Raw genomic sequence first — 21,239 nt, forward strand, 5'->3', positions numbered from 1 at the left:
CCAGCCGGCTTCACGCCCGGCACGTTGACGACCGGCACCACGCCGCCGACCACTGTCGGGAACTGGAACAGGCCGTTCTTGGCGAGTTCGTCGTCCTTCAGCGGAGCATCGGAGCCCGCGAAATCGACGGTCTTCGCGATGATCTGCTTCACGCCACCCGACGAACCGATACCCTGGTAGTTCACCTTGCCGCCGCCGGACTTCTGATAGGCGTCGGCCCATTTCGTGTAGATCGGTGCTGCGAACGTGCTGCCCGCGCCGGTGATATCGGCGGCCTGGGCGGCGGTCACACATAGCGCGCTAAGAGCCAGCGCGAATTGGGTGAGCTTCATAGTCAGACTCCTACTGTATTTAATTGGCCTCCATGCGCTGCAACTTAAGGCCGCCATGTGACGCTCTTGTGACTGTCCAACTTTAACGAACCGGCAGTCCGAACTTAAGGCTCCGATAAGCCGCCGCAGGAAATACTAGTGGGTTACCCTGCTTTTGATTGGCCGCGATATGCTCAGGCATTTCATTCCAATCCGGTCTGTGCGTCTCCGAAGCCCGGAGCCGCGGTGGCTGTCGTCAGGATTCCATCTTCGCTAGGTAAATTGCTAACGACCACGATCCGGCACCGGAAGCAAACGCTGAATTGAGTATGAATCCGATCCGCTATTGCAAACCTACGGCGCCGATTCGTCTGGCATGGTATGCGGCTTCGTCTTTTCCTCGACCCGCGCGGGGCGGCCTGTCGATGCGGAAGAGATCGTCGAATGGCTTCATGAGCACCAAGCGAACGGCGAGTCGAAGCAGGCCGGCGAATTTCTCTGGCTTCATTTCAATCTAGCGCATAGCGCGAGCGAACGCTGGCTTAGATCGCAACTCAATCTGCCGGAAACGTTTTTCGACGCACTCCGCGAAGGCTCGCATGCGACGCGCATCGAGCATGCGGACGGCGCGCTACGCGCAGTCGTGAACGACGTGATGTTCAACCCCGAGTTCATCCCGTCCGAAATTGCGACGCTGTGGATCTACGCGAATCAGCGGAACATCGTCAATGCGCGTCTCAAGCCGCTGCGTTCTGTCGACCGGTTGCGCGCGTCGGTCCGCGAAGGGGAAATATTCAGGTCGCCCGCGGAATTGCTGGTCCACCTGATGCACGACCAGGCCGACTTGCTGGGGCAGATCGTCCGGCGTACCAGTGCCGACGTCGATCGCATCGACGACCGGTTTCTTTCGCAACGGCCGACGCAGAACCGGCTGGACCTGGGCGCCATGCGTCGGACGCTGACCCGCTTGCAACGCATGCTCGCACCCGAGCCCGGCGCGATTTTCCGTTTGCTGGCACGGCCGCCGCGCTGGCTCCAGCAGGAAGATGTACGGGATCTGCGTGAATCGACGGAAGAGTTCTCGGTCGTCCTCTCCGATATGGCTGGTTTGATCGAGCGGATCAGGCTGCTGCAGGAGGAAATCATTTCACGCCTCGAGGAGCAGAACAACCGTACGCTGTTCACGCTGACGCTGGTCACGGTTCTGGCCATGCCGATCAATATCGGCGCGGGCTTCTTTGGCATGAACGTCGGAGGTATACCGTTCGCCGAAAATCGGCACGGCTTCTGGGTGATGGTATTGCTGGTAGCCGGCTTCACGGGACTGGCCGGATGGTGGGCGTTTCGCCGGCGCAAGGAGCGGTAGTGAAGGCGAGGATCGCGCGAAGCGCGCGATCCCCGGTGCAGTGGCAGAGCTCGAGGCCGTTCGGCAACACGCGCGCTTATCGCCACTACTTCCCTGCGAAGCAGTGGCGTGTCAACCGCCTTATTCCAGCGCGTGAGCCGGTCCAAAGAACTCATAGCGGCTTTGCGACTCCGGCACGCCAGTCGCCTTGAGATGCTTCTTCACCGCTTTCATGAAAGCGACGGGCCCGAGGAAATAAACGTCGACATCACGCGATTCCGGCAGCCATTTGGCGAGGTGCCTCTCGTCGAGATAGCCGGTGCCGTGCGCGTCGGCACCGCCGGCACGTTTTTGTCGTAGCAATAGAAGCGCTTCAATTGCGGATAACGCGGCGCCAATGCTTCGATCGCATCGCGGAACGCGTGCACGCCACCATGACGAGCCGAATGAACGAAGTGCACCGGACGATCGATAGTCAGGGCTGCTTGCAGCATGCGTGATGCCCACGCCGCCGCTGATGAGCACGAGCGGCTTGTCGCTCTGTGCGAGCTTGAAATCGCCGGCCGGCGCGAACAGGTCCACCGTATCGTTTTCGCTGACCCGCGTGTGCAGATAGTTCGACCGCCATTCGGCTCGCGCTTCACGCTGATACAGTATTCACGGCCGTTCGCCATTGCCGATAGCGAATAGCTGCGACGCACTTGTTCGCCGTCGATCGTCAGACTCACGCCGATGTATTGGCCGGGATGAAACGCGAGCAACTCGCCATTGTCGTCGGGGCGCAAATAGAACGACGTGATTTCATCGCTCTCGCGCTCCTTGCGCGCGACGCGGAACACACGCGTGCCGCGCCATCCACCCGGCGCCGCTTCGCGCTGCGCGTAGATCTGTTCTTCGAGCCCGATCAGCAGGTCGGCGAGTTGTTGATAGGCGGCGGCCCATGCCTCGAGCACGGCATCGGTGGCGATTCGCGCGCCGAGCACTTCGCGGATGGCGCGCAGCAAGCACTGTCCGACGATCGGATAGTGCTCCGGCAGGAAATTCAGCGAGACGTGCTTGTTGATGATCTGCGCGACCAGACCACCCAATTGTTCGCTTTGATCGATATGGCGCGCGTACATCAGCACGCCGTTGGCCAACGCACGCGGCTGCTCGCCGCTTGCCTGATTAGCCTGATTGAACATCGGGCGCACTTCCGGGTGTTCGCTCAGGAGCAGGTTGTAAAAGTGCGTGGTCAACGCTTCGCCTCCGCTTTCGAGCAGGGGGACGGTTGCGTTGACGATGGCGCGGTGTTCGGAGGAAAGCATAATGAGGTTCCTGATGATCAGTGGTTGTAGAGCTGACTTGCGCAAGTCGACACATTGCATCCATGATTCGTGCCAGGTATAAATTGCAGTGGAATCAATGATATGGATGTGCAAATGGTCCATTCGACTTCAGTCAGAAAGACTACCAATGGAGTCAATCCGACTGCGGATGCGGTACTCGACGTCCTGACGCCGCTGATCCTCGACCTGTCGCGCGACCTATCCGATCGGGAACGCTATCGTCGCCTGCTTCGCAGTCTGCTCACGTTGTTTCCGGGCGACGCGGCCGCTTTGTTGCGCCTCGAAGGGGATACGCTGGTGCCGCTGGCAATCGACGGCTTGAGCAGCGATACGCTGGGGCGGCGCTTTCGGGTCGGCGATCACCCGCGCTTCGAGCAGCTTCTGTCACGGCCCGAGCCGACCCGCTTCGCGGCCGATTCCGATTTGCCCGACCCCTACGACGGCCTCGTCCAAGGCATGGCGGGGCACCTCGAAGTCCACGACTGCCTCGGTTGTCCCCTGTTCATTCGCGGCCAGCCCAGGGGACCGCTCACGCTCGACGCACTCGACCCCGCACGCTTCGACGCATCGACATGGCGTCGTTGCGGGCGTTCGTCGGCCTTGCCGCCGCGACCGTGAGCGTGGTCGAGCGCATCGACACGCTGGCGCGCAGCGGCGAAGAGGCGCGCCTGCGCGCCGAAGCTTATCGGCAGGCGAGCAGCCAGAGCCGGCGCGAGCTGATCGGCAGCAGCGACGCTCATCACCGCATGCTCAAGGAAATCGAGGTGGTCGCCGCGAGTGACCTGACCGTGCTGATCACCGGCGAGACCGGCGTCGGCAAGGAGATGGTGGCGAATCCGATTCATGCGCTGTCGCCACGCGCGAACAAGCCGCTGGTGAGTCTGAATTGTGCGGCGCTGCCGGACACGGTGGTCGGGAGCGAACTCTTCGGGCATGGGCGCGGCGCGTTCTCAGGTGCGTCGTCGGACCGGCGCGGCAAATTCGAACTGGCGGACGGCGGCACGATTTTCCTCGAGGCAGTCGGGGAGTTGCCGCTCGCCGTGCAGGCAAAACTGTCGCGGGTTCTTCAGAACGGCCAGGTGCAGGGAATTGGTTCGGACCACGAACATAAGGTCGACGTGCGACTGATCACCGCCACCCATCGTGACCTCGCCGAGGAAGTGCGAGCGGGCCGGTTCCGCGCGGACTTCTACCATCGTCTCAGCGTCTACCCGCTGCGTGTGCCGCCATTGCGCGAGCGAGGCCGCGACGTGCTGCTGCTGGCGGGCTTCTTTCTCGAAGAGAATCGCTCGCGGCTTGGGCTGCTGAGCCTGCGTCTTGCGGCGGACGAGCAGGCCGCGTTGTTGCGCTACCATGGCCGGGCAACGTGCGCGAGCTCGAACATCTGATTGGGCGCAGTGCGCTCAAGGCGCTGGCGGCCAATCGTGAGCGTCGTCGCATTCTGACGTTAAGCGCCGCGGACTTTGCGTTGTCGGAGGTGCCGCACGAAGAAATCAGCCAGCCGTCCGCACCGGCGCACGGGGAACGGATCGAAGGATTTTCGCAGTGCGGTGACGGAGTTCGAGCGAAGCATCGTCCTCGACGCGCTCGCACGCCACAAGCAGAACTGGGCGGCGGTTGCGCGCGAACTCGGTCTCGATCGCGCCAACCTGAATCGTCTCGCTAAACGGCTTGGCCTCAAGTAGCAGACCGCGATCGAAATCTGCCAGCGGATCGAGGACGAAGCGTCCGCGCAGATGCGCGGCGAGGGCTGACGGGCCGGGCGCACCGCCAAGGCCACGTTCGCCGCCCACGCCGCGCGCCTTAATCAAAACCAAAGGCCTGATTCAAAAATGCAAACTTCGCGCAACGCAACGCGTCGTTCATAGTAGGGCCTTACAAAGCTCAACGTGTGTATCTGGAGCCTTCTCCTATGTCCTCCTCAGCAGAGAAACTCGACGACTGGCTCAACAAGGAGGCGGTGGCCAAAGACGATATCACCGCCTTTCCGCTGACGGCGCTGGCCGCCACGCTCGATCGCGAGGAAAGCGGCGATACGGTGCCGCCCCTTTGGCACTGGCTGTACTTTCTGCCAGTGGCGCCGATGGCCGAGGTCGGCGCCGACGGTCATCCGAAGCGCGGCGGTTTCCTGCCGCCGGTGCCGTTGCCGCGCCGCATGTGGGCCGGAGGCCGGCTGACCTTTCATGCGCCGCTCAAAGTGGGCGAGCACGCCACGCGCACGTCGACCATCGCCAATATCGAGGACAAGACCGGCCGTTCGGGCCGTCTCGTGTTCGTCACGGTGCAGCATACGATAGAGGCGGACGGCGAACTGAAGCTCGAAGAAGAGCACGACATCGTCTATCGCGACGCGCCGCAGGAAGGCGCGCGGCCGCAGCAGCCGCAGCGCGCGCCCGAAGGCGAAACGTGGCGCCGCACCGTCGACGCCGACGCCGTGATGCTGTTCCGCTATTCTGCGCTGACCTTCAACGGCCATCGCATTCACTACGATTACCCGTACGTCACGCAGGTCGAAGGCTATCCCGGCCTGGTCGTCCACGGTCCCTTGATCGCGACGCTGCTGGTCGACCTGGTGCGCCGCGAGCAGCCCGACGCGACGCTGCAGAGCTTCGCGTTCAGAGCGCTGCGGCCCACTTTCGCGGGCCAGCCTTTTACAGTGTGCGGAAAGCCTTCCGCCGAAGGCAAGACCATCGACCTGTGGGCCAAAGACCGCGAAGGCTATCTGACCATGCGCGCGACGGCCGCGCTGGCCTGAACGTCAACCGAGCCGTCGACGAGTGCCACCCGAGCGTCATTGAGCGTCACCTGAACTCCAAAAGATTCGACTATGCAAACCACGCAACAGGATTCTTTCCAGGACATTCGCGAAGCAGTGCGCGATCTGTGCCAGCAGTTTTCCGGCGAGTACTTCCGCAAGATCGACGAAGCACGCGGTTACCCGGAAGCGTTTGTCGATGCGCTCACCAAGGCAGGCTGGCTGGCCGCGCTGATTCCGCAAGACTTCGGCGGCTCGGGTCTGGGGCTCACGGAAGCGTCGGTGATCATGGAAGAGATCAATCGCGCCGGCGGCAATTCGGGCGCGTGCCACGGGCAGATGTACAACATGGGCACGCTGCTGCGCCACGGCTCCGAAGAGCAGAAGCGCAGGTATCTGCCGAAGATCGCGAACGGTGATTTGCGTTTGCAGTCGATGGGCGTGACCGAGCCGACCACCGGCACGGACACCACGAAGATCAAGACCACCGCGGAGCGACGCGGCGACCGTTATGTGATCAACGGCCAGAAGGTGTGGATCTCGCGCGTGCAGCACTCGGACCTGATGATCCTGCTCGCGCGCACCACGCCGCTCGCCGACGTGAAGAAAAAATCGGAAGGCATGTCGATCTTTATCGTCGACTTGCGCGAAGTGATCGGGCACGGTCTGACCGTGCAGCCGATCCTGAACATGGTCAATCATGAGACCAACGAACTGTTCTTCGACAACCTCGAAATCCCCGCCGAGAATCTGATCGGCGAGGAAGGGCAGGGCTTCAGATACATCCTCGACGGTTTGAACGCGGAGCGCACGCTGATCGCGGCGGAGTGTATCGGCGACGGCTACTGGTTCGTCGACAAGGTGACGGAGTACGCGAAAGAGCGCGTCGTGTTCGGCCGTCCGATCGGACAGAACCAGGGCGTGCAGTTCCCGATCGCGCGTTCGTTCATCAATGTGGAAGCGGCCAGCCTGATGCGCATCGAAGCGGCGCGCCGTTTCGATGCGCATCAACCGTGCGGCGCGCAGGCGAACATGGCGAAGCTGCTTGCGGCGGACGCATCGTGGGAAGCCGCCAACGCCTGTCTGCAATTTCACGGCGGCTTCGGCTTTGCATGCGAGTACGACGTGGAGCGCAAGTTCCGCGAAACGCGTTTGTACCAGGTCGCGCCGATTTCGACCAATCTGATTCTCTCGTACGTGGCCGAGCATATTCTCGGACTGCCGCGTTCGTTCTGACCTTTCAGGCTGACACACACATGAGGCCACTCGACGGTATCAAGGTCGTCACGCTCGAACATGCGATTGCCGCGCCGTTCTGCACGCGTCAGCTCGCCGATCTCGGCGCGCGGGTCATCAAGATCGAACGCCCTGGCGTCGGCGATTTCGCGCGCGGTTACGACGAACGCGTGCATGGACTGTCGTCGCATTTCGTCTGGACCAATCGCTCGAAGGAAAGTCTCGCGCTCGATCTGAAGCAGCCCGCGGCGGCGCAGATTCTCGACGCACTGGTCGCCGACGCCGACGTGCTGGTGCAGAATCTCGCCCCCGGCGCGGCGGAGCGGCTCGGTCTCGGCTACGACGCGTTGAGCAAGAAGTACCCGAGGCTGATCGTCTGCGATATCTCCGGCTATGGCGCCGACGGTCCCTATCGCGACAAGAAAGCCTACGACCTGCTGATCCAGAGCGAATCCGGTTTCCTGTCGATCACCGGTTCGCCGGGCGCGCCCGCCAAGGCCGGCTGCTCGATCGCGGATATCGCCGCCGGCATGTACGCGTATTCGAATATTCTGAGCGCGCTGCTGTTGCGCGACCGGACCGGGCGCGGCTGCCGCATCGACGTATCGATGCTGGAGAGCATGGTCGAGTGGATGGGATACCCGCTCTACTATGCGATCGACGGTCAGTCGCCGCCCGCGCTGTCGGGCGCGGCGCACGCCACGATCTACCCGTACGGGCCGTTCCCCGCCGCCGACGGCAAGACTGTGATGCTCGGTCTGCAAAACGAACGCGAGTGGAAGCTCTTCTGCGAGCGCGTGCTCGAACAGCCGGAGCTCGCCATCGACGAGCGCTTCGCGTCGAACTGGAAACGCACGTCCGCGCGGCAAGCGTTGCGCGAAGTGATCGTCGCGGCCTTTGCGAAGCTGAGTGCCGCGCAGGTCATCGAGCGGCTCGACGATGCCGGCATCGCCAACGCGCAGATGAACACGCTCGACGACGTGTGGGCGCATCCGCAACTAAGAGCGCGCGAGCGTTGGCAGGAAGTCGGCACGGCGGCGGGCGCGGTGCCCGCGCTGCTGCCCCCGGGTCTGCCCACCGACTTCGCGCCACGCATGGATCCGGTCCCCGCGCTAGGTGAACATACCGAAGCGATCCTGCGCGAACTCGGCTACGACAGCGCGCGCATCGACGCGCTGCGTGCGGCCGGCACGATCTGAACCACCCCTCCGTGCCGGCGTGCGTACGATGCCACGTCGGTAATCCAAACGAACCCGACGCGAACTCCTCATGAACGATCATCCCAGTCTCACGCTCGCCACCTTCGCCGCGCAACTCGACTTCGACAGCATCCCGCACGCGGTGGTCGAGCGTACGGTGAACCTGTACGTCGATTGGCTCGGCTCGGCATTGGCCGGCAAGGGTGCGCGGCCGGTCGAAACGATCGCGCGCTTCGCGCGTCAGGCGAGTGGCGCGGCGCAGCACGGCCCGTGCGAAGTGTTGATCGACCGCAGCCGCACCACACCCTATTTCGCGGCGATGGTCAACGGCGCGGCGTCGCACTTCGCCGAGCAGGACGACGTGCACAACGGCTCGGTGTTTCATCCGGCGACCGTGGTGTTTCCGGTGGCGCTTGCATTGGCACAGGCCCGGCGTGCATCGGGGCGCGACTTCATCGTGGCGGCGGTCGCGGGTTACGAAGTCGGCATTCGCATCGGCGAATTTCTCGGCCGCTCGCACTACAAGGTGTTTCACACCACCGGCACGGTAGGCACGGTCGCGGCGGCTGCTACCGCTGGCAAACTGCTCGGTTTGTCGCCCATGCAGATGCTCGACGCGTTCGGCTCCGCGGGCACGCAGGCGAGTGGCTTGTGGGAGTTCCTGCGCGACGCCGCCGACTCGAAGCAATTGCACACGGCGATGGCCGCCGCGAACGGACTGATGGCAGCGCAACTCGCCGCCGAGGGCTTCAGGGGCGCGACCCGCATTCTCGAAGGCGCGCAAGGCATGGCGGCGGGCATGTCGAGCGACGCCGATCCGGCGCGCCTCGTCGACCGGCTGGGCAGCCGTTGGGCGACGGCGGAGACATCGTTCAAATATCACGCGGCGTGCCGGCATACGCATCCCGCCGCCGACGCGTTGCTTGCGGTGGTGCAGGAGCACCGTCTCGCGCCGCGCGATATAGCGAAGGTCGTTGCGCACGTTCATCAAGGCGCGCTCGACGTGCTCGGTGCAGTCGTCACGCCGCGCACTGTGCACCAGGCGAAGTTCAACATGGGCACGGTGCTCGCGCTCGTCGCACATCACGGCTGTGCGGGCGTGATCGAATTCCAGCAGGGCTTCGACGCGGATGCGATCGCCGCTTTCCGCGACAACGTGACGATGGCCTACGACGCCGAGGTCGATGCCGCGTACCCCGCGCGCTGGATCGGCAAGGTGACGGTGACGACCACCGACGGCCGCGTGTTGCACGGCCGCGTCGACGAACCGAAGGGCGACCCGGGTAATACGCTGTCGCGCGATGAGATCGCGACCAAGCTGCATCGGCTGGCGGCATTTTCAGGCGCGGCCACCGAAGGCGAGGCCGCGCGTTTGCTCGGCAACGCATGGCATATCGCGGAGCACGAGCAAATCGGCTCGGTATTCGAGGCAAGCTCGCACGCGGCGGTCCCCGCATGAGCACCACGCTGCCTCGCTCGTACCTGTTCGTGCCGGGCAACCGGCCCGAGCGTTTCGAGAAAGCGCTCGCAGCCGGCGCGGACGCGGTGATTCTCGATCTCGAAGACGCCGTGCAGCCCGATGAAAAACCCGTAGCGCGCGCGGCTGTGCTGGCCGCTGTATCTGGGCATGCATCACGGGCGGCATGGGTACGCGTCAACGGCTCGGATACGCCGTGGTTTGCCGACGACATTGCCGCGTTGTCCGCGCAGCCTGGTGTCGCTGGAATCGTATTGCCGAAGGCCGAGACGCGCGAGCAGATCGAGGTCGTGCTGGCGTGCGCGCATCCCGAGTTGAGCGTGTTGCCGATCGTCGAGACCGCGCACGGTTTTGCGAATCTCGCGGTGTTGTGCGCGGCGCCGCGCGTGCAGCGCATCGTGTTCGGCACGCTGGATTTTCAAATCGATCTCGGCATCGACGGCGATGGCGAGGAACTGCATCTGTTCCGCTCGCAGATCGTGCTGGCGTCGCGACTCGCGGGCATCGGCGCGCCAGTGGATGGCGTGTCCACCACCATTACCGATACCCACGTAATCGAAGCCGACGCGCGGCGCGGCCGGCGCTTTGGCTTCGGCGGCAAGCTGTGCATTCATCCGAAGCAGATCGATGCGGTGCATCGCGCGTATGCATGGAGCGACGCCGAGCGGGACTGGGCGCGGCGCGTGCTGTCGGCGGTGGACGCCAGCAACGGCGCTGCGGCGGCGGTGGACGGCAAGATGGTCGATATGCCGGTCATTCTGAAGGCCCGCAGGATCGTAACGGGCTGACAAGTGTCGTCCACACGGCGCGTGATTTGATTGACGAACCGGCGATGCGCAAAACGGCGCAATGCATTTTCATGCATTGCGCCGTTTTTCTTGCCGCCCGCACGCGTGATGATGCCGCCGTTAACCGCAACGAAACATCGGCTTCCAATAATGCCAATTCCCTCGCCAGAGCGGCTGTCGCACTCTTGTCGTCATACGGCATGACATGACACGACATGACTTGACAAGCCTCGGCGCGGCGGCACCCAGCCGTGTCGTTCGGACGCTTGCATCCGAGCCGCGTCTTCGAGAAAGCGGCCATGCAGAACTGCATTGCGTTAGCGGCCCTGCCGCGCGCACCTTATCAGGAGACAAAGTTGGCAACATTAACCGTCAATTCCGGCGCGCGGCTCGACCGCTTGCCGATTAGCCGCTTCCATTGGAATATTCTCGGTCTGATTGGCGCGGGCGCTTTCCTCGACGCATTCGATATTTATCTGGCCAACGGCGCGCTCGCGGCGATGGTCAAAAGCGGCTTCACCGATTTGCGGCTCGGCTCGTTTTTCATCTCCGCGACCTTCATGGGCATGATGATCGGCGCGGGCCTGTCCGGCTATCTAGGCGACCGTTTCGGCAGGCGTTATTCGTATCAGGCGAACCTGGCGATTTTCGGTATTGCGTCGATCGCCGCGTGCTTTGCGCCCGACATCTACTGGCTGATCCTGCTGCGCTTCATCATGGGGGTGGGGCTGGGCGCCGAACTGGTGGTGGCGGCCGGCACCTTGTGCGAGTTCGTGCCGCCGGCCACGCGCGGACGCTGGACCGCGCTGCTCGCGCTGATCATCAATTCCGGTTTGCTCGGCGCGACGGCGATCGGCTACCGGGTTATTCCGCATCTCGGCTGGCGCTACATGTTCGCGATTGCGGGTATTGGTGCGCTGGTGGTGTGGTTCCTGCGGCATCGGATGCCGGAATCGCCGCGCTGGCTCGAAACGGTTGGACGGCTCGAAGAGGCAGAGGCCACGGTGTCGGCGATCGAGCGGCAAGTCGAGGCGCGCGTCGGGAAGCTGCCGCCGGTCGCGCGAGTGGTGAGTCACGAGGTGCCGGCTGCACCGTTCTCGGCGTTGTTCGCGCGCGGCATGATCGGCCGCACCCTGGTGGCGGCGTTGACTTGCATGGCGATCAATATGTCGCTGTATGGGTTCGTCGCGTGGCTGCCGACATTCTTCGTCAAGGAAGGGCTGACGATCGTGCAGTCGCTTGGATTCGTGCTGCTGATGTCGTTCGGTGCGCCGGCCGGCGCGGTGGTCGGCTACCTGGTGGCCGACCGGTTGGGGCGTCGCAATGGGATCGTGCTGTTTTCGCTCGTGACGATTCTGCTCGGCTTCGTGTACGTGCAGATGCGTGCGCCGACGGCGATTTCAGTGGTGGGTTTCGCGTTGGTGACGGCGATCTATACCGTGTGCACGCTGGGCTTGTTCGGCTATATCCCGGAGCTGTTTCCGACCGCGTATCGGCTGCGCGGAACGGGTGTGGCCGGCACTTGTGGGCGCGCGGCTTCGATGTCCACGCCTTATGTCGCGCTGTTGCTATATACGCAATTTGGCGTGACCGGAGTGCTTGCGATGGTTGGCGGCGTGCTGCTTTTGCTGAGCGTTGCTATTCTGGCGCTGCGGATCGAGACAAGTCAGCAGACGCTAGAGGATATCTCGCCGGATGCCGATCGGGCGCCCCATGGCGAATTGGTGGAGAAGTCGGCGTAAATGAAGGAGGGCGTGAGCGCGGCCCGTTGATTCGGGCCGTCGATTGCAAGTGTGTTGCGCGGCCTTGAACTCGCCACGCGGGTTGCCTGCGTCAGGTGATTTTCGCCTGCCAGTTCCGGCACGACCGTGTACAGATCGCCGACCAGACTTATAATCGGCGACACTGAAGATCGGAACTTCGGGGTCCTTGTTAATCGCGACGTTCACCTTCGAGTCCTTCATCCCGGCAAGGTGCCGGATCGCGCCCGAGACGCCGACTACCAGTGCAACTGCGGCTGTTCCTTGTCAACGAGCGCCTTCGGCAGCTTCGCGACCGCGACCGGCCGCAACTCTTCATTCGACCCGATCAACACAGCACGATCAGCACCGATCGCGAGCGCCGTACGCAGCGTTTCCTGCGCCTGCGCAACGCCTGCTGACACGGCGATCACTTCGGTCGCCATGCCGGCTTCCTTTGGACGCACCGCCTTTTCAACCGCGGTTTCATCGAACGGACTCATCGAGATCTGCACGTTCGCGAGGTCGACACCCGAACCTTCACGTTGTAATCGGCCACTCTTTTGACTGGCACCAGAATCTTTTCCACGTCTGCCCAAAAATAAAACGCTCGCATCGACACCAGGCGCGGACCGCCTCACTCTGACAGAGAGCACCGGCACGGAAATTCGGTTGTTTCGACCGAGTGCTTCGCGCCCGGTTAAGATTGGCATTTGTCTTGCAGACGCCGATTGGCATTTCATCTCTGGCTTTCAACATGCATTTCGATTTCGTGGATTTGCGTTTGCTCCTCCATATCGCCGACACGCAGAATCTCGCGCGCGCCGCGGAGCGCTCGCATCTGTCGGCGCCGGCCGCCAGCAACCGGGTCAAGAATCTCGAGGAGCAACTGGGTTTCAAACTGCTGTATCGCACCAGCCAGGGCGTGACGCTGACGCCCGCGGGCGAAGCGTTCGTGCATCATGCGCGGCTCGTGCTCGAGCGCGTCGAGCATCTGGCGGGCGATATGCAGGAGTACGGCGAAGGCATCAAGGGCCACGTGCGCATCTGGGCCAACACCACTGCTATCAGCGAGTTCATGCCTGCCGTGCTGAGCCACTTTCTGCGCGACCATCCGGACGTCAACATCGATCTGCGTGAAGTGCTGAGCGGCGAAATCGTCAAAGGCGTGGCGGATAGCGCGACGGATATCGGCATCGTGGCGGGCAACGTGCATGCGGAACATCTGGAAATGCTGCCGTACCGCGACGATCGTTTGATTCTGGTGACATCATGCGATCATCCGCTCGCCAAACAATCGTCGGTCGATTTCGCGCAAGTGCTCGACGCGAACTTCGTGAGCCTGCCCACGTCCAGCGCGATTCATGCGTTTATCATGAGCGCCGCCGATGCGCTCGGCGCGCGTCTGAAGCTGCGCATCCAGGTCGGCAACTTTGAAGCTGCGTGCCGGATGATCGAAGCAGGCGTGGGCATCGGCATCGTGCCGGAGTCGGTCGCGCTGCGACACCGGAAGACGATGCAGATCGCCCTCGTCGGCTTGAACGACCCGTGGGCCGAACGCAAGCTCAAGATCTGCGTGCGCAGTCTGAAGGACTTGCCGCCGTTCGCGCGGGTGCTGGTCGACCGGTTGATGGCGGGGGTTTGAACGCGGCGCAAGAGTCAGTTCGAACAAACCGAATGGGATGCGCGGAGCGGCTTGCTCCGGCAACGGCACGGTCGCCCTCGGCCGTCGCGCGCACCCGGGATGGGTCTGTCAAGTTTCCTTATGGAAACATCGGGCCGTTCGTCAACCAGCATTTATCTTGCGTTCAACCCTGCTTGCGGCCAGAAAAACCCGCGTGTATAGTTTCCGAACTTACTCTTGTTTCGCATCGGAAATTAAAGGGGTTTTCATGGACGCTTCCACTATCCTCGCCGATCTCGGCATCGCCCACGCGGCACAAGCCGGCGATCTCGCGGTTCATTCGCCCATTACCGGCAACCTCATCGGCCGCGTGGCCGTCAACACGGTGGCGGAAGTCGACACGGCCCTCGCTCTGGCGAAACAGGCGTACACCACCTGGCGCAACGTGCCTGCGCCGCGCCGCGGCGAACTGGTGCGGCTGCTCGGCAATCGTCTGCGTGACAAGAAGCAGGCGCTCGGCAGCCTCATCACGCTGGAAACCGGCAAGATCCTGCAGGAAGGCATGGGCGAAGTGCAGGAAATGATCGACATCTGCGATTTCGCGGTCGGCCTGTCGCGCCAGCTGTACGGCCTGACGATCGCGTCGGAGCGTCCGGGTCACCGGATGGCGGAGACGTGGCACCCGATGGGCACCTGTGTCGTGATCTCGGCGTTCAACTTTCCGGCGGCGGTGTGGTCATGGAACGCGGCGCTCGCGCTGGTGTGCGGCAACGCGGTGATCTGGAAGCCGTCGGAAAAGACGCCGCTTACCGCGCTCGCCGTCAATCAGATTCTCAGCGACGCACTGAAGGAATTCGGCGACGCGCCGGCCGGCCTGACCGCGTTGATCAATGGCGGACGCGACGTGGGCGCGAAGCTGGTCGCCGATCCGCGCGCGTCGATTGTCAGCGCGACGGGCAGTACGGAAATGGGCCGCACGGTCGGCGTCGAAGTGGCGAAGCGCTTCGGGCGCTCGCTGCTCGAACTCGGCGGCAACAATGCGGGCATCGTCACGCAAACCGCCGACCATGAACTCGCGATGCGCGGCATCCTGTTCTCGGCCGTGGGCACGGCGGGGCAGCGTTGCACGTCGCTGCGGCGTCTGTTCGTGCACGAGAGTGTGTATGACAAAACCGTCGAACGTCTGAAGCAGCTCTACAGCAAGGTGCCGATCGGCAACCCGCTCGAACAGGGCACCCTGATGGGGCCGCTGATCGACAGGCAATCGTATGCACGCATGCAGGAAGCGTTGCAGCAGGCCACGGCGGAAGGCGGCAAGGTGTTCGGCGGCGAGCGCGTCGAGGTGAAGGGCTATGAGAATGGGTACTACGTGCGCCCGGCGATCGTCGAAATGCCGTCGCAAACGACCGTCGTGCTGAAGGAAACTTTCGCGCCGATTCTCTACGTGTTGCGCTATATGGATTTCGCCGACGCGGTCGAAGCGAACAACGCGGCCGTTCACGGTCTGTCGTCGTGCGTGTTCACCACCGATTTGCGCGAGGCGGAACGCTTCCTGTCCGACTCGGGCAGCGACTGCGGGATTGCCAACGTCAACATTGGACCGAGCGGCGCGGAAATCGGCGGCGCGTTCGGCGGCGAGAAGGAGACCGGCGGCGGCCGCGAGTCCGGGTCGGATGCGTGGAAGGCCTACATGCGCCGCGCCACCAACACGGTCAATTACTCGTCGGCATTGCCGCTCGCGCAGGGCATCGACTTCAACATCGACTAAGCGCGCCGGCGCGATCCGTGCAGTGGCAGCGGCGCATTCATGCGCGGCGCCACTGCGGTTGCCTTTGCCGTTGTGGTTGCGCACCCGTGCTCGCTTCAACCATCCGTTTGCGCCGCCCGGCGTTGCAGAGCGGCCATGTTACTCGTGGAGTCAGACGTGAGTTCCAAAGTCGTGATCGTCGGCGGTGGGGTGATCGGCAGCTCGATTGCGTATTTCTTGCGGCTGTCCGATCCGACAGTCAGCGTCACGGTGATCGAACGCGATCCGACCTATGCGCGTTCGTCGTCGGCATTGTCGGCGGCGTCGATCCGTCAGCAATTTTCCACGCCGTTGTCGATTCAGATGTCGCTGTTCGGCATCGAGTTCTTGCGCTCGATCGGCGAGCGGCTCGAAATCGACGGCACGCGGCCGTCGATCGATCTTCACGAAGGCGGCTATCTGTTTCTCGCGACGCCCGCCGGCGAGTCCACGCTGCGCGAGAATCACGCATTGCAGAAAAGTCTGGGCGCCGATATCAGTCTGCTCGACACGAGCGCACTGCAAGTGCGCTTCCCCTGGCTCAATACCGAGGACCTCGCCGCCGGCGCGTATGGCGAAAGCGGTGAGGGGTGGTTCGACGGTTACGGTCTGGTGCAGGCGCTACGCAAGAAAGCCCAGGCCCTCGGCGCGCGCTATGTCGCCGCCGATGTCACCGCGCTGCAACGCGACGGCCGGCGCGTCACGCAGGTCCAGACCGCTGATGGCGAGACCTATGCTTGCGACATGGTAGTAAACGCGGCCGGCGCATGGGCCCGCAGGGTCGCCCAGATGGTCGGCATCGACCTGCCTGTCTACGCGCGGCGGCGCAGCATTTTCAACGTCACGTCGCCGTCGCGGCTGCAACGGTGTCCGCTGCTGATCGATCCGAGCGGCGTGTACTTTCGCCCCGAGGGCAACTCGTTTCTTTGCGGCACCTCTCCGGCCGCGGATCACGACCCCGACGATCTACCACTCGATGAAGTCGACCACGCGCTCTTCGACGACGTGATCTGGCCGACGCTCGCGCATCGCGTGCCGCAATTCGAAGCGTTGCGCGTGCAGAATTGCTGGTCCGGCTACTACGAATACAACGTGCTCGATCAGAACGCGATCATCGGTTCTCACCCTGACGTGGACAACTGTCTTTTCGCCAATGGCTTCAGTGGGCACGGTTTGCAACAGGGGCCGGCAACGGGACGCGGCATCAGCGAACTGATTCTGCATGGCCGCTATACGACGCTCGATCTCGGCTCGCTGAGCTTCGCGCGCGTGCTCGAAAACCGGCCGATCGTCGAGAAGAACGTCGTGTAGCCACCCGTGGGGTGATGCGGAAAACCCAATACGTAGTGCGCGTGGTGACGCTGCCCGTCGAGCCGCATGGGCTCGACGTCGCGGCGCGCGCCGCGCTGCTCGAAGCCGGCACGCTGCGCGCCGCGCCGGAGCTTTTGTACACGGTGCCGACTTTCGCCAATCCGACCGGCGCGACCTTGTCGCTCGAACGTCGCATGGCGTTGCTGGAACTGGCGGCGCGGTATCGCTTTCTGATCGCCGAGGACGATCCTTATGGCGATCTACGCTTTGACGGCGCGGCATTGCCTTCGCTGCTCACGTTGAGTGATCAGGTGCCGGAGTCGCGCGATTGGGTGGTCCACTTTTCAAGTCTGCCGAAGATCGGGAGCGGTGCTCACGCGGCTTGATTTCAGGGAAGGAAATACGGCGTTCGCGATCGCGTCTCGCTTGCGCAGCGACCGGATGACCGACGTTGCTCCTGCGGCGACGTATTCATAAAAAGTCGTCGTCACATCAAGAGGTTGCCACGCGATCGCTGGGCTTATCCACAGGCTTTCGCACAGATTCTGTGGACAACCAGCCCGCAAGCGCGCCCCTTTAATCCGGCGGTCTGGGCGCGGTTTATGCCCGGTCGACGCGAGCGCTGTGAGAGAGCTTCATAACCCTCATAGGTTGGAGTCCCATCCTCCCTCGTCCTTCTCAGTGCCGCGCGTCGCAGACCAATACGGCGACCGGTTGTAGTACTCGTACACGGATGTGCTCCATTGCATATCCGCCATCGATGGCCAGTTGTCCTTGTCGAAGCCGGGCGCGTTTTTGATCCGCTCGGCAGGGACGTCGAGTACGAAGCATCTGTCGTCCGTATCGGGCGTCAAAGCGCTCCACGGAATCGCGTGGAGCGTGTCGCCCACGCCGAGAAATCCGCCGCTGGATAACACGGCATAAGCGATCCGCCCGCCGCGCACGTCGAGCATGATGGCGGAGATCTTGCCGACGTGTTCACCGTCGGATGACATCACCGTGTTGCCGTCGAGCGTGGAGGCGGCCATCACATCTGGGCCAGGGCCGTCGCCCACACCCATTCCAACGATGTTTGCGTATTGTTTGCCAACGGCTGCCGGCTCTTGGGGATCGAGCGTGGTCATGACTTGCTCCTCGTAAAAATCGCAAACGGAGAGCGCGCAACGACTATGCCCAGCCGGTGAAGCGGCCACGCGGGTGGAGTGAAGATGGTCGCGTGCCTGCGTTTGCGCGGCCGATATGCGGCGCGGCGAAACATCGGTTTGCGCTTACCGCGCCTTACGGAGGCTCCAGTTCTGGCTGCGTCGCGTCGATAGGTCTGTAACCGGCGATGCGCCGAACCGCCGTGTACGGCACCTATTGGCGCGGTCGCGCAGCGCATGTGTTGAGCGAATCGAACGGGGGTATCCATGCAGATTGACCACACGTTGTCGCAAGTGCCGTCGTTGGCGGATCGCGTGACGATGAACAGCCAGCCCGCGGCGAACGATGCCAGCGCTCTGCAACCCATATTGCCCGCTACGGCATCCATGCAGGACGCCGCGGTCCAGATCTCCGTCTTGGGCGCAGCAGCGGCGGCGCAGGAGGGAAATGCAGCTCAGGAAGAGGGGCAACGCGCTTTAACGGCACAGACCGCGCCGGAATCGGGTGCCTCGGCAGTGCAGTCGTTTGCATATGGCACGCTTGGTCTCGAGCGGCCCGATCATCCTCAGGACGAGAGCAATGCGTTCTACACGGCGGGGCGGTGGCTGGCAGCGGGGATCACCGTGGGCGGGATCGTGTCGCTGCTTGTTTGATGGGGCGTTGCGGAGGCAGTTGCGCTTGCCGTGCATGGTACACGGCAAGCGCTGTCGCTAACTTTTTAGCGGTCGAGGAACGACTTCAGTCGATCGGCGCGGCTCGGATGCATCAGTTTACGCATCGCCTTGCTTTCGATCTGACGAATCCGCTCGCGCGTGACGTCGAACTGCTTGCCGACTTCTTCGAGCGTATGGTCCGACTTCGTGTTGATGCCATAGCGCATGCGCAGCACCTTCGCTTCGCGCGGGGACAGCGAGTCGAGTGCGTCGTCGATGGCGGCGCGCAAGTCGGCTTGCATCGCGGCATCGGCCGGCGACGAAGCGGCCGAATCTTCGATCATGTCGCCGAGGGTGGCGTCGCCGTCGTCGCCGACCGGCGTTTCCATCGACACCGGCTGCTTGGCGATCTTCAGAATGCCGCGCACCTTCTCTTCCGACAGCTCCATGCGCTCGGCGAGCACCGACGGATGCGCTTCCTGGCCGGTCTGCTGCAGGATCTCGCGCGAAATGCGGTTGAGCTTGTTGATCGTTTCGATCATGTGCACCGGCACGCGAATCGTGCGCGCCTGATCGGCCAGCGAACGCGTTACGGCCTGGCGGACCCACCACGTTGCGTACGTCGAAAACTTCCAGCCGCGCCGGTATTCGAACTTGTCCACGGCCTTCATCAAGCCGATATTGCCTTCCTGGATCAGGTCGAGGAACAGCATGCCGCGGTTCACGTATTTCTTCGCGATCGAGATCACGAGACGCAGATTCGCCTCGATCATCTCGCTCTTGGCCTTGCGCATCTTCGATTCGGCCGCGACCATCTGGCGGTTGATCTCTTTGAGATGCTTCAGCGGCAGCGAAACCGTCGCTTCGATTTCAATCAGCTTCTGCTGTTCGGACTGAATCGCCGGCAGATGACGCTCCAGCGCCGCACCGTAAGTGGTGTTGCCGCGCCCTGCGCGTTCCGTCCAGCCGAGGTCGGCTTCGTGGCCGGCAAACGACTCGATGAACTTCTCGCGCGGCATGCCGCTCTTCGAGACGACGATTTGCAGAATGTTGCGCTCGATCGCACGCACTTGCGCGACCTGGTGCTGAACGTCGCCGCACAAGCGATCGATCGTGCGCGCGGTGAAGCGGATCTTCGCGAGGTGCTGCTGGATCTCTTCACGGGCGCGCAGATACGCTTTCGACGTGACGTCGCCGCGCGTGTGCGATGCGTTCATCTGGTCGGACAGCATGCCGACCTGCGCGAAGATTTCGAGGCAGTCGCTCGTGAGCTGCTTCAGGCGCGCTTCGTCCGCCGCCGACGAATCGGCCGGGCCGACGTCGTCGTCGCTATCGCCGTCGTCGTCTTCTTCTGCGTCCGCATCGACATCGGCTACCGCGTCGGTGCTCGCGTCTTCTTCCGCCGCGACCGTTTCTTCATTCAGTCCGTCGACCAGTTCGTCGATGCGCAGTTCGCCGTCGGCGACCTGCTGGGCGCTGGCCAGAATCGCGGAGATCGCGAGCGGGCAAGCGGCAATGGCCTGCACCATTTCGTGAAGGCCGTCTTCGATACGCTTTGCAATCGCGATTTCGCCCGCGCGCGTCAGCAGTTCGGTCGCGCCCATTTCGCGCATGTACATGCGCACCGGGTCGGTCGTGCGCCCAAATTCGGAGTCGACGGTCGACAATGCGACTTCGGTTTCCTCGTCCGCCTGATCGTCCGACACCACCGCGGGGGCGTTCGAGTTGAGCAGCAGCGTTTCCGCGTCGGGGGCCTGTTCGTAGACCTGCACGCCCATGTCGCCGAACGCGCTGACGATGCTGTCGATCGCTGCTGTCTGCGCGAAGTTGTCGGGCAGGTGGTCGTTGATCTGCGCGTGGGTCAGGTAGCCTTGCTCCTTACCCAGCTGGATCAGCGCGCGCATCTGGCGCTGGCGTTCTTCGGCCTGTTGCGGCGGCAGTTCGGCCGCAACAGGGATCGCTTTGCTGGCGCCCTTGCCCTTGGCCGCGCGGCCGGAGGGGGCTTTGCCGCTATAGCCGGCGGTTTCGTGTTGCGAATCTTCGCGATCGAAAGGGTTCACGTATTCTCCTCTAGAGGCTTCGCTATGAGACGCAAGACGCTACCGTCAGGCGTTTCGAGCATGGCTCAACATCACCTGAGTGACTCAACGCGGTTGTTTGGCTGTGCTCTTGGGGAGCAAAAAAGATGAGCCCGCTCGAAGCGGGCCGATAGAAATTTGCGAAATTCGCGCGGCTCGCATTATATACGAGCTTGCGCCTTCGCGCTCATGGGGGCACACCAATAAATCGTGCGTGTGTGTTGCAGTTACGTTCGCTGCCCGCTGGTGGCCGGCTCGCGGGCGCGTCAAGGTGCTGTTTGGCTGGCTTCACATTCGTCACTATACAGAGGAACTCCTTCGTCCTCACGCGACCGGATCAGTTCCTTCATTCTCGTGCACCCCTCCATATAAAGGGTGCACATCTTCCGGGGTGGTTTCACGCTGGCCCCGCAAGAAAATTCACAGAAGGGGGTTGACGGGTTGCTGGCCGTTCTCCATAATCTCC

At 63.0% G+C, this 21,239-nt stretch carries 15 protein-coding genes and 5 pseudogenes; 14 read left to right on the top strand and 6 right to left on the bottom strand.

Annotation, left to right across the window (positions count from 1 at the left end; translation table 11 throughout):
* A partial coding sequence (locus tag PQR02_RS35830) for a substrate-binding domain-containing protein (protein WP_408242619.1) occupies window positions 1-332 on the bottom strand: 332 nt, incomplete at its 3' end.
* Window positions 333-687: 355 nt separating this feature from the next.
* Here PQR02_RS35830 and PQR02_RS35835 point away from each other — a divergent pair.
* Entirely contained in the window at window positions 688-1,677 is a 990-nt protein-coding gene (locus tag PQR02_RS35835; protein ID WP_408242633.1) for a transporter, read from the top strand.
* Window positions 1,678-1,797: 120 nt separating this feature from the next.
* On the opposite strand, the pseudogene hmpA reads toward PQR02_RS35835, so the two are convergent.
* A pseudogene (hmpA, locus tag PQR02_RS35840) lies at window positions 1,798-2,963 on the bottom strand (NO-inducible flavohemoprotein).
* Between the two features lie 114 nt (window positions 2,964-3,077).
* Here hmpA and norR point away from each other — a divergent pair.
* The 8 genes and pseudogenes from norR to PQR02_RS35880 all read left to right on the top strand — a co-directional run bounded on the left by norR (window position 3,078) and on the right by PQR02_RS35880 (window position 12,181).
* Window positions 3,078-4,669: pseudogene (gene norR, locus PQR02_RS35845) on the top strand (nitric oxide reductase transcriptional regulator NorR).
* A 227-nt stretch (window positions 4,670-4,896) separates the two neighbouring features.
* Window positions 4,897-5,739 (top strand): HTD2 family dehydratase, encoded by an 843-nt coding sequence (locus tag PQR02_RS35850; protein WP_408242620.1) that lies wholly within the window; start codon window positions 4,897-4,899, stop codon window positions 5,737-5,739.
* Window positions 5,740-5,811: 72 nt separating this feature from the next.
* Complete coding sequence (locus PQR02_RS35855; protein WP_408242621.1) at window positions 5,812-6,975, top strand: acyl-CoA dehydrogenase family protein; 1,164 nt, start codon at window positions 5,812-5,814, stop codon at window positions 6,973-6,975.
* Window positions 6,976-6,995: 20 nt separating this feature from the next.
* Entirely contained in the window at window positions 6,996-8,174 is a 1,179-nt protein-coding gene (locus tag PQR02_RS35860) for a CaiB/BaiF CoA transferase family protein (RefSeq protein WP_408242622.1), read from the top strand.
* Between the two features lie 70 nt (window positions 8,175-8,244).
* Window positions 8,245-9,633 (top strand): MmgE/PrpD family protein, encoded by a 1,389-nt coding sequence (locus PQR02_RS35865; RefSeq protein ID WP_408242623.1) that lies wholly within the window; start codon window positions 8,245-8,247, stop codon window positions 9,631-9,633.
* Window positions 9,630-10,439 carry an HpcH/HpaI aldolase/citrate lyase family protein gene (locus PQR02_RS35870; protein WP_408242624.1) on the top strand — a complete coding sequence of 270 codons (810 nt, stop codon included), beginning with the start codon at window positions 9,630-9,632 and terminating at the stop codon, window positions 10,437-10,439. The genes PQR02_RS35865 and PQR02_RS35870 overlap by 4 nt, the downstream gene beginning before the upstream one ends.
* A 26-nt stretch (window positions 10,440-10,465) precedes the next feature.
* Window positions 10,466-10,648: a hypothetical protein gene (locus PQR02_RS35875; protein ID WP_408242625.1), complete on the top strand. Its 183-nt coding sequence runs from the start codon at window positions 10,466-10,468 to the stop codon at window positions 10,646-10,648.
* Between the two features lie 147 nt (window positions 10,649-10,795).
* Entirely contained in the window at window positions 10,796-12,181 is a 1,386-nt protein-coding gene (locus PQR02_RS35880) for an MFS transporter (protein WP_408242626.1), read from the top strand.
* Between the two features lie 101 nt (window positions 12,182-12,282).
* Here the strand turns inward: PQR02_RS35880 and PQR02_RS35885 are convergent.
* Window positions 12,283-12,445, bottom strand: a pseudogene (locus tag PQR02_RS35885) (electron transfer flavoprotein subunit alpha/FixB family protein); the annotation flags it as partial.
* A gap of 2 nt (window positions 12,446-12,447) precedes the next feature.
* Window positions 12,448-12,794 (bottom strand): annotated as a pseudogene (locus PQR02_RS35890) (adenine nucleotide alpha hydrolase family protein); the annotation flags it as partial.
* A gap of 141 nt (window positions 12,795-12,935) precedes the next feature.
* Here PQR02_RS35890 and PQR02_RS35895 point away from each other — a divergent pair.
* From PQR02_RS35895 to PQR02_RS35910, 4 genes and pseudogenes are all read left to right on the top strand, one after another.
* Window positions 12,936-13,823, top strand: coding sequence for a LysR family transcriptional regulator (locus PQR02_RS35895; RefSeq protein WP_408242627.1), 888 nt, complete (start codon window positions 12,936-12,938; stop codon window positions 13,821-13,823).
* Between the two features lie 247 nt (window positions 13,824-14,070).
* Window positions 14,071-15,570, top strand: a complete 1,500-nt coding sequence (amaB, locus tag PQR02_RS35900; protein ID WP_408242628.1) for an L-piperidine-6-carboxylate dehydrogenase — start codon at window positions 14,071-14,073, stop codon at window positions 15,568-15,570.
* Between the two features lie 156 nt (window positions 15,571-15,726).
* A complete protein-coding gene (locus PQR02_RS35905; protein ID WP_408242629.1) occupies window positions 15,727-16,899 on the top strand; it encodes an NAD(P)/FAD-dependent oxidoreductase in 1,173 nt (390 codons plus the stop codon).
* 41 nt (window positions 16,900-16,940) lie between these two features.
* Window positions 16,941-17,261 (top strand): annotated as a pseudogene (locus PQR02_RS35910) (PLP-dependent aminotransferase family protein); the annotation flags it as partial.
* Between the two features lie 282 nt (window positions 17,262-17,543).
* On the opposite strand, the gene PQR02_RS35915 reads toward PQR02_RS35910, so the two are convergent.
* Window positions 17,544-18,023 carry a PRC-barrel domain-containing protein gene (locus PQR02_RS35915; protein ID WP_408242630.1) on the bottom strand — a complete coding sequence of 160 codons (480 nt, stop codon included), beginning with the start codon at window positions 18,021-18,023 and terminating at the stop codon, window positions 17,544-17,546.
* Between the two features lie 285 nt (window positions 18,024-18,308).
* Here PQR02_RS35915 and PQR02_RS35920 point away from each other — a divergent pair, with 285 nt between their 5' ends.
* Window positions 18,309-18,695 (top strand): hypothetical protein, encoded by a 387-nt coding sequence (locus PQR02_RS35920; protein WP_408242631.1) that lies wholly within the window; start codon window positions 18,309-18,311, stop codon window positions 18,693-18,695.
* A 65-nt stretch (window positions 18,696-18,760) separates the two neighbouring features.
* On the opposite strand, the gene rpoD is transcribed toward PQR02_RS35920, so the two are convergent.
* Complete coding sequence (rpoD, locus tag PQR02_RS35925; RefSeq protein ID WP_408242632.1) at window positions 18,761-20,755, bottom strand: RNA polymerase sigma factor RpoD; 1,995 nt, start codon at window positions 20,753-20,755, stop codon at window positions 18,761-18,763.
* Window positions 20,756-21,239 lie beyond the last annotated feature (484 nt).

Origin of the sequence: Paraburkholderia sediminicola (genome assembly GCF_046026895.1) — a bacterium.
Classification (GTDB): Bacteria; Pseudomonadota; Gammaproteobacteria; order Burkholderiales; family Burkholderiaceae; genus Paraburkholderia; species Paraburkholderia sediminicola_C.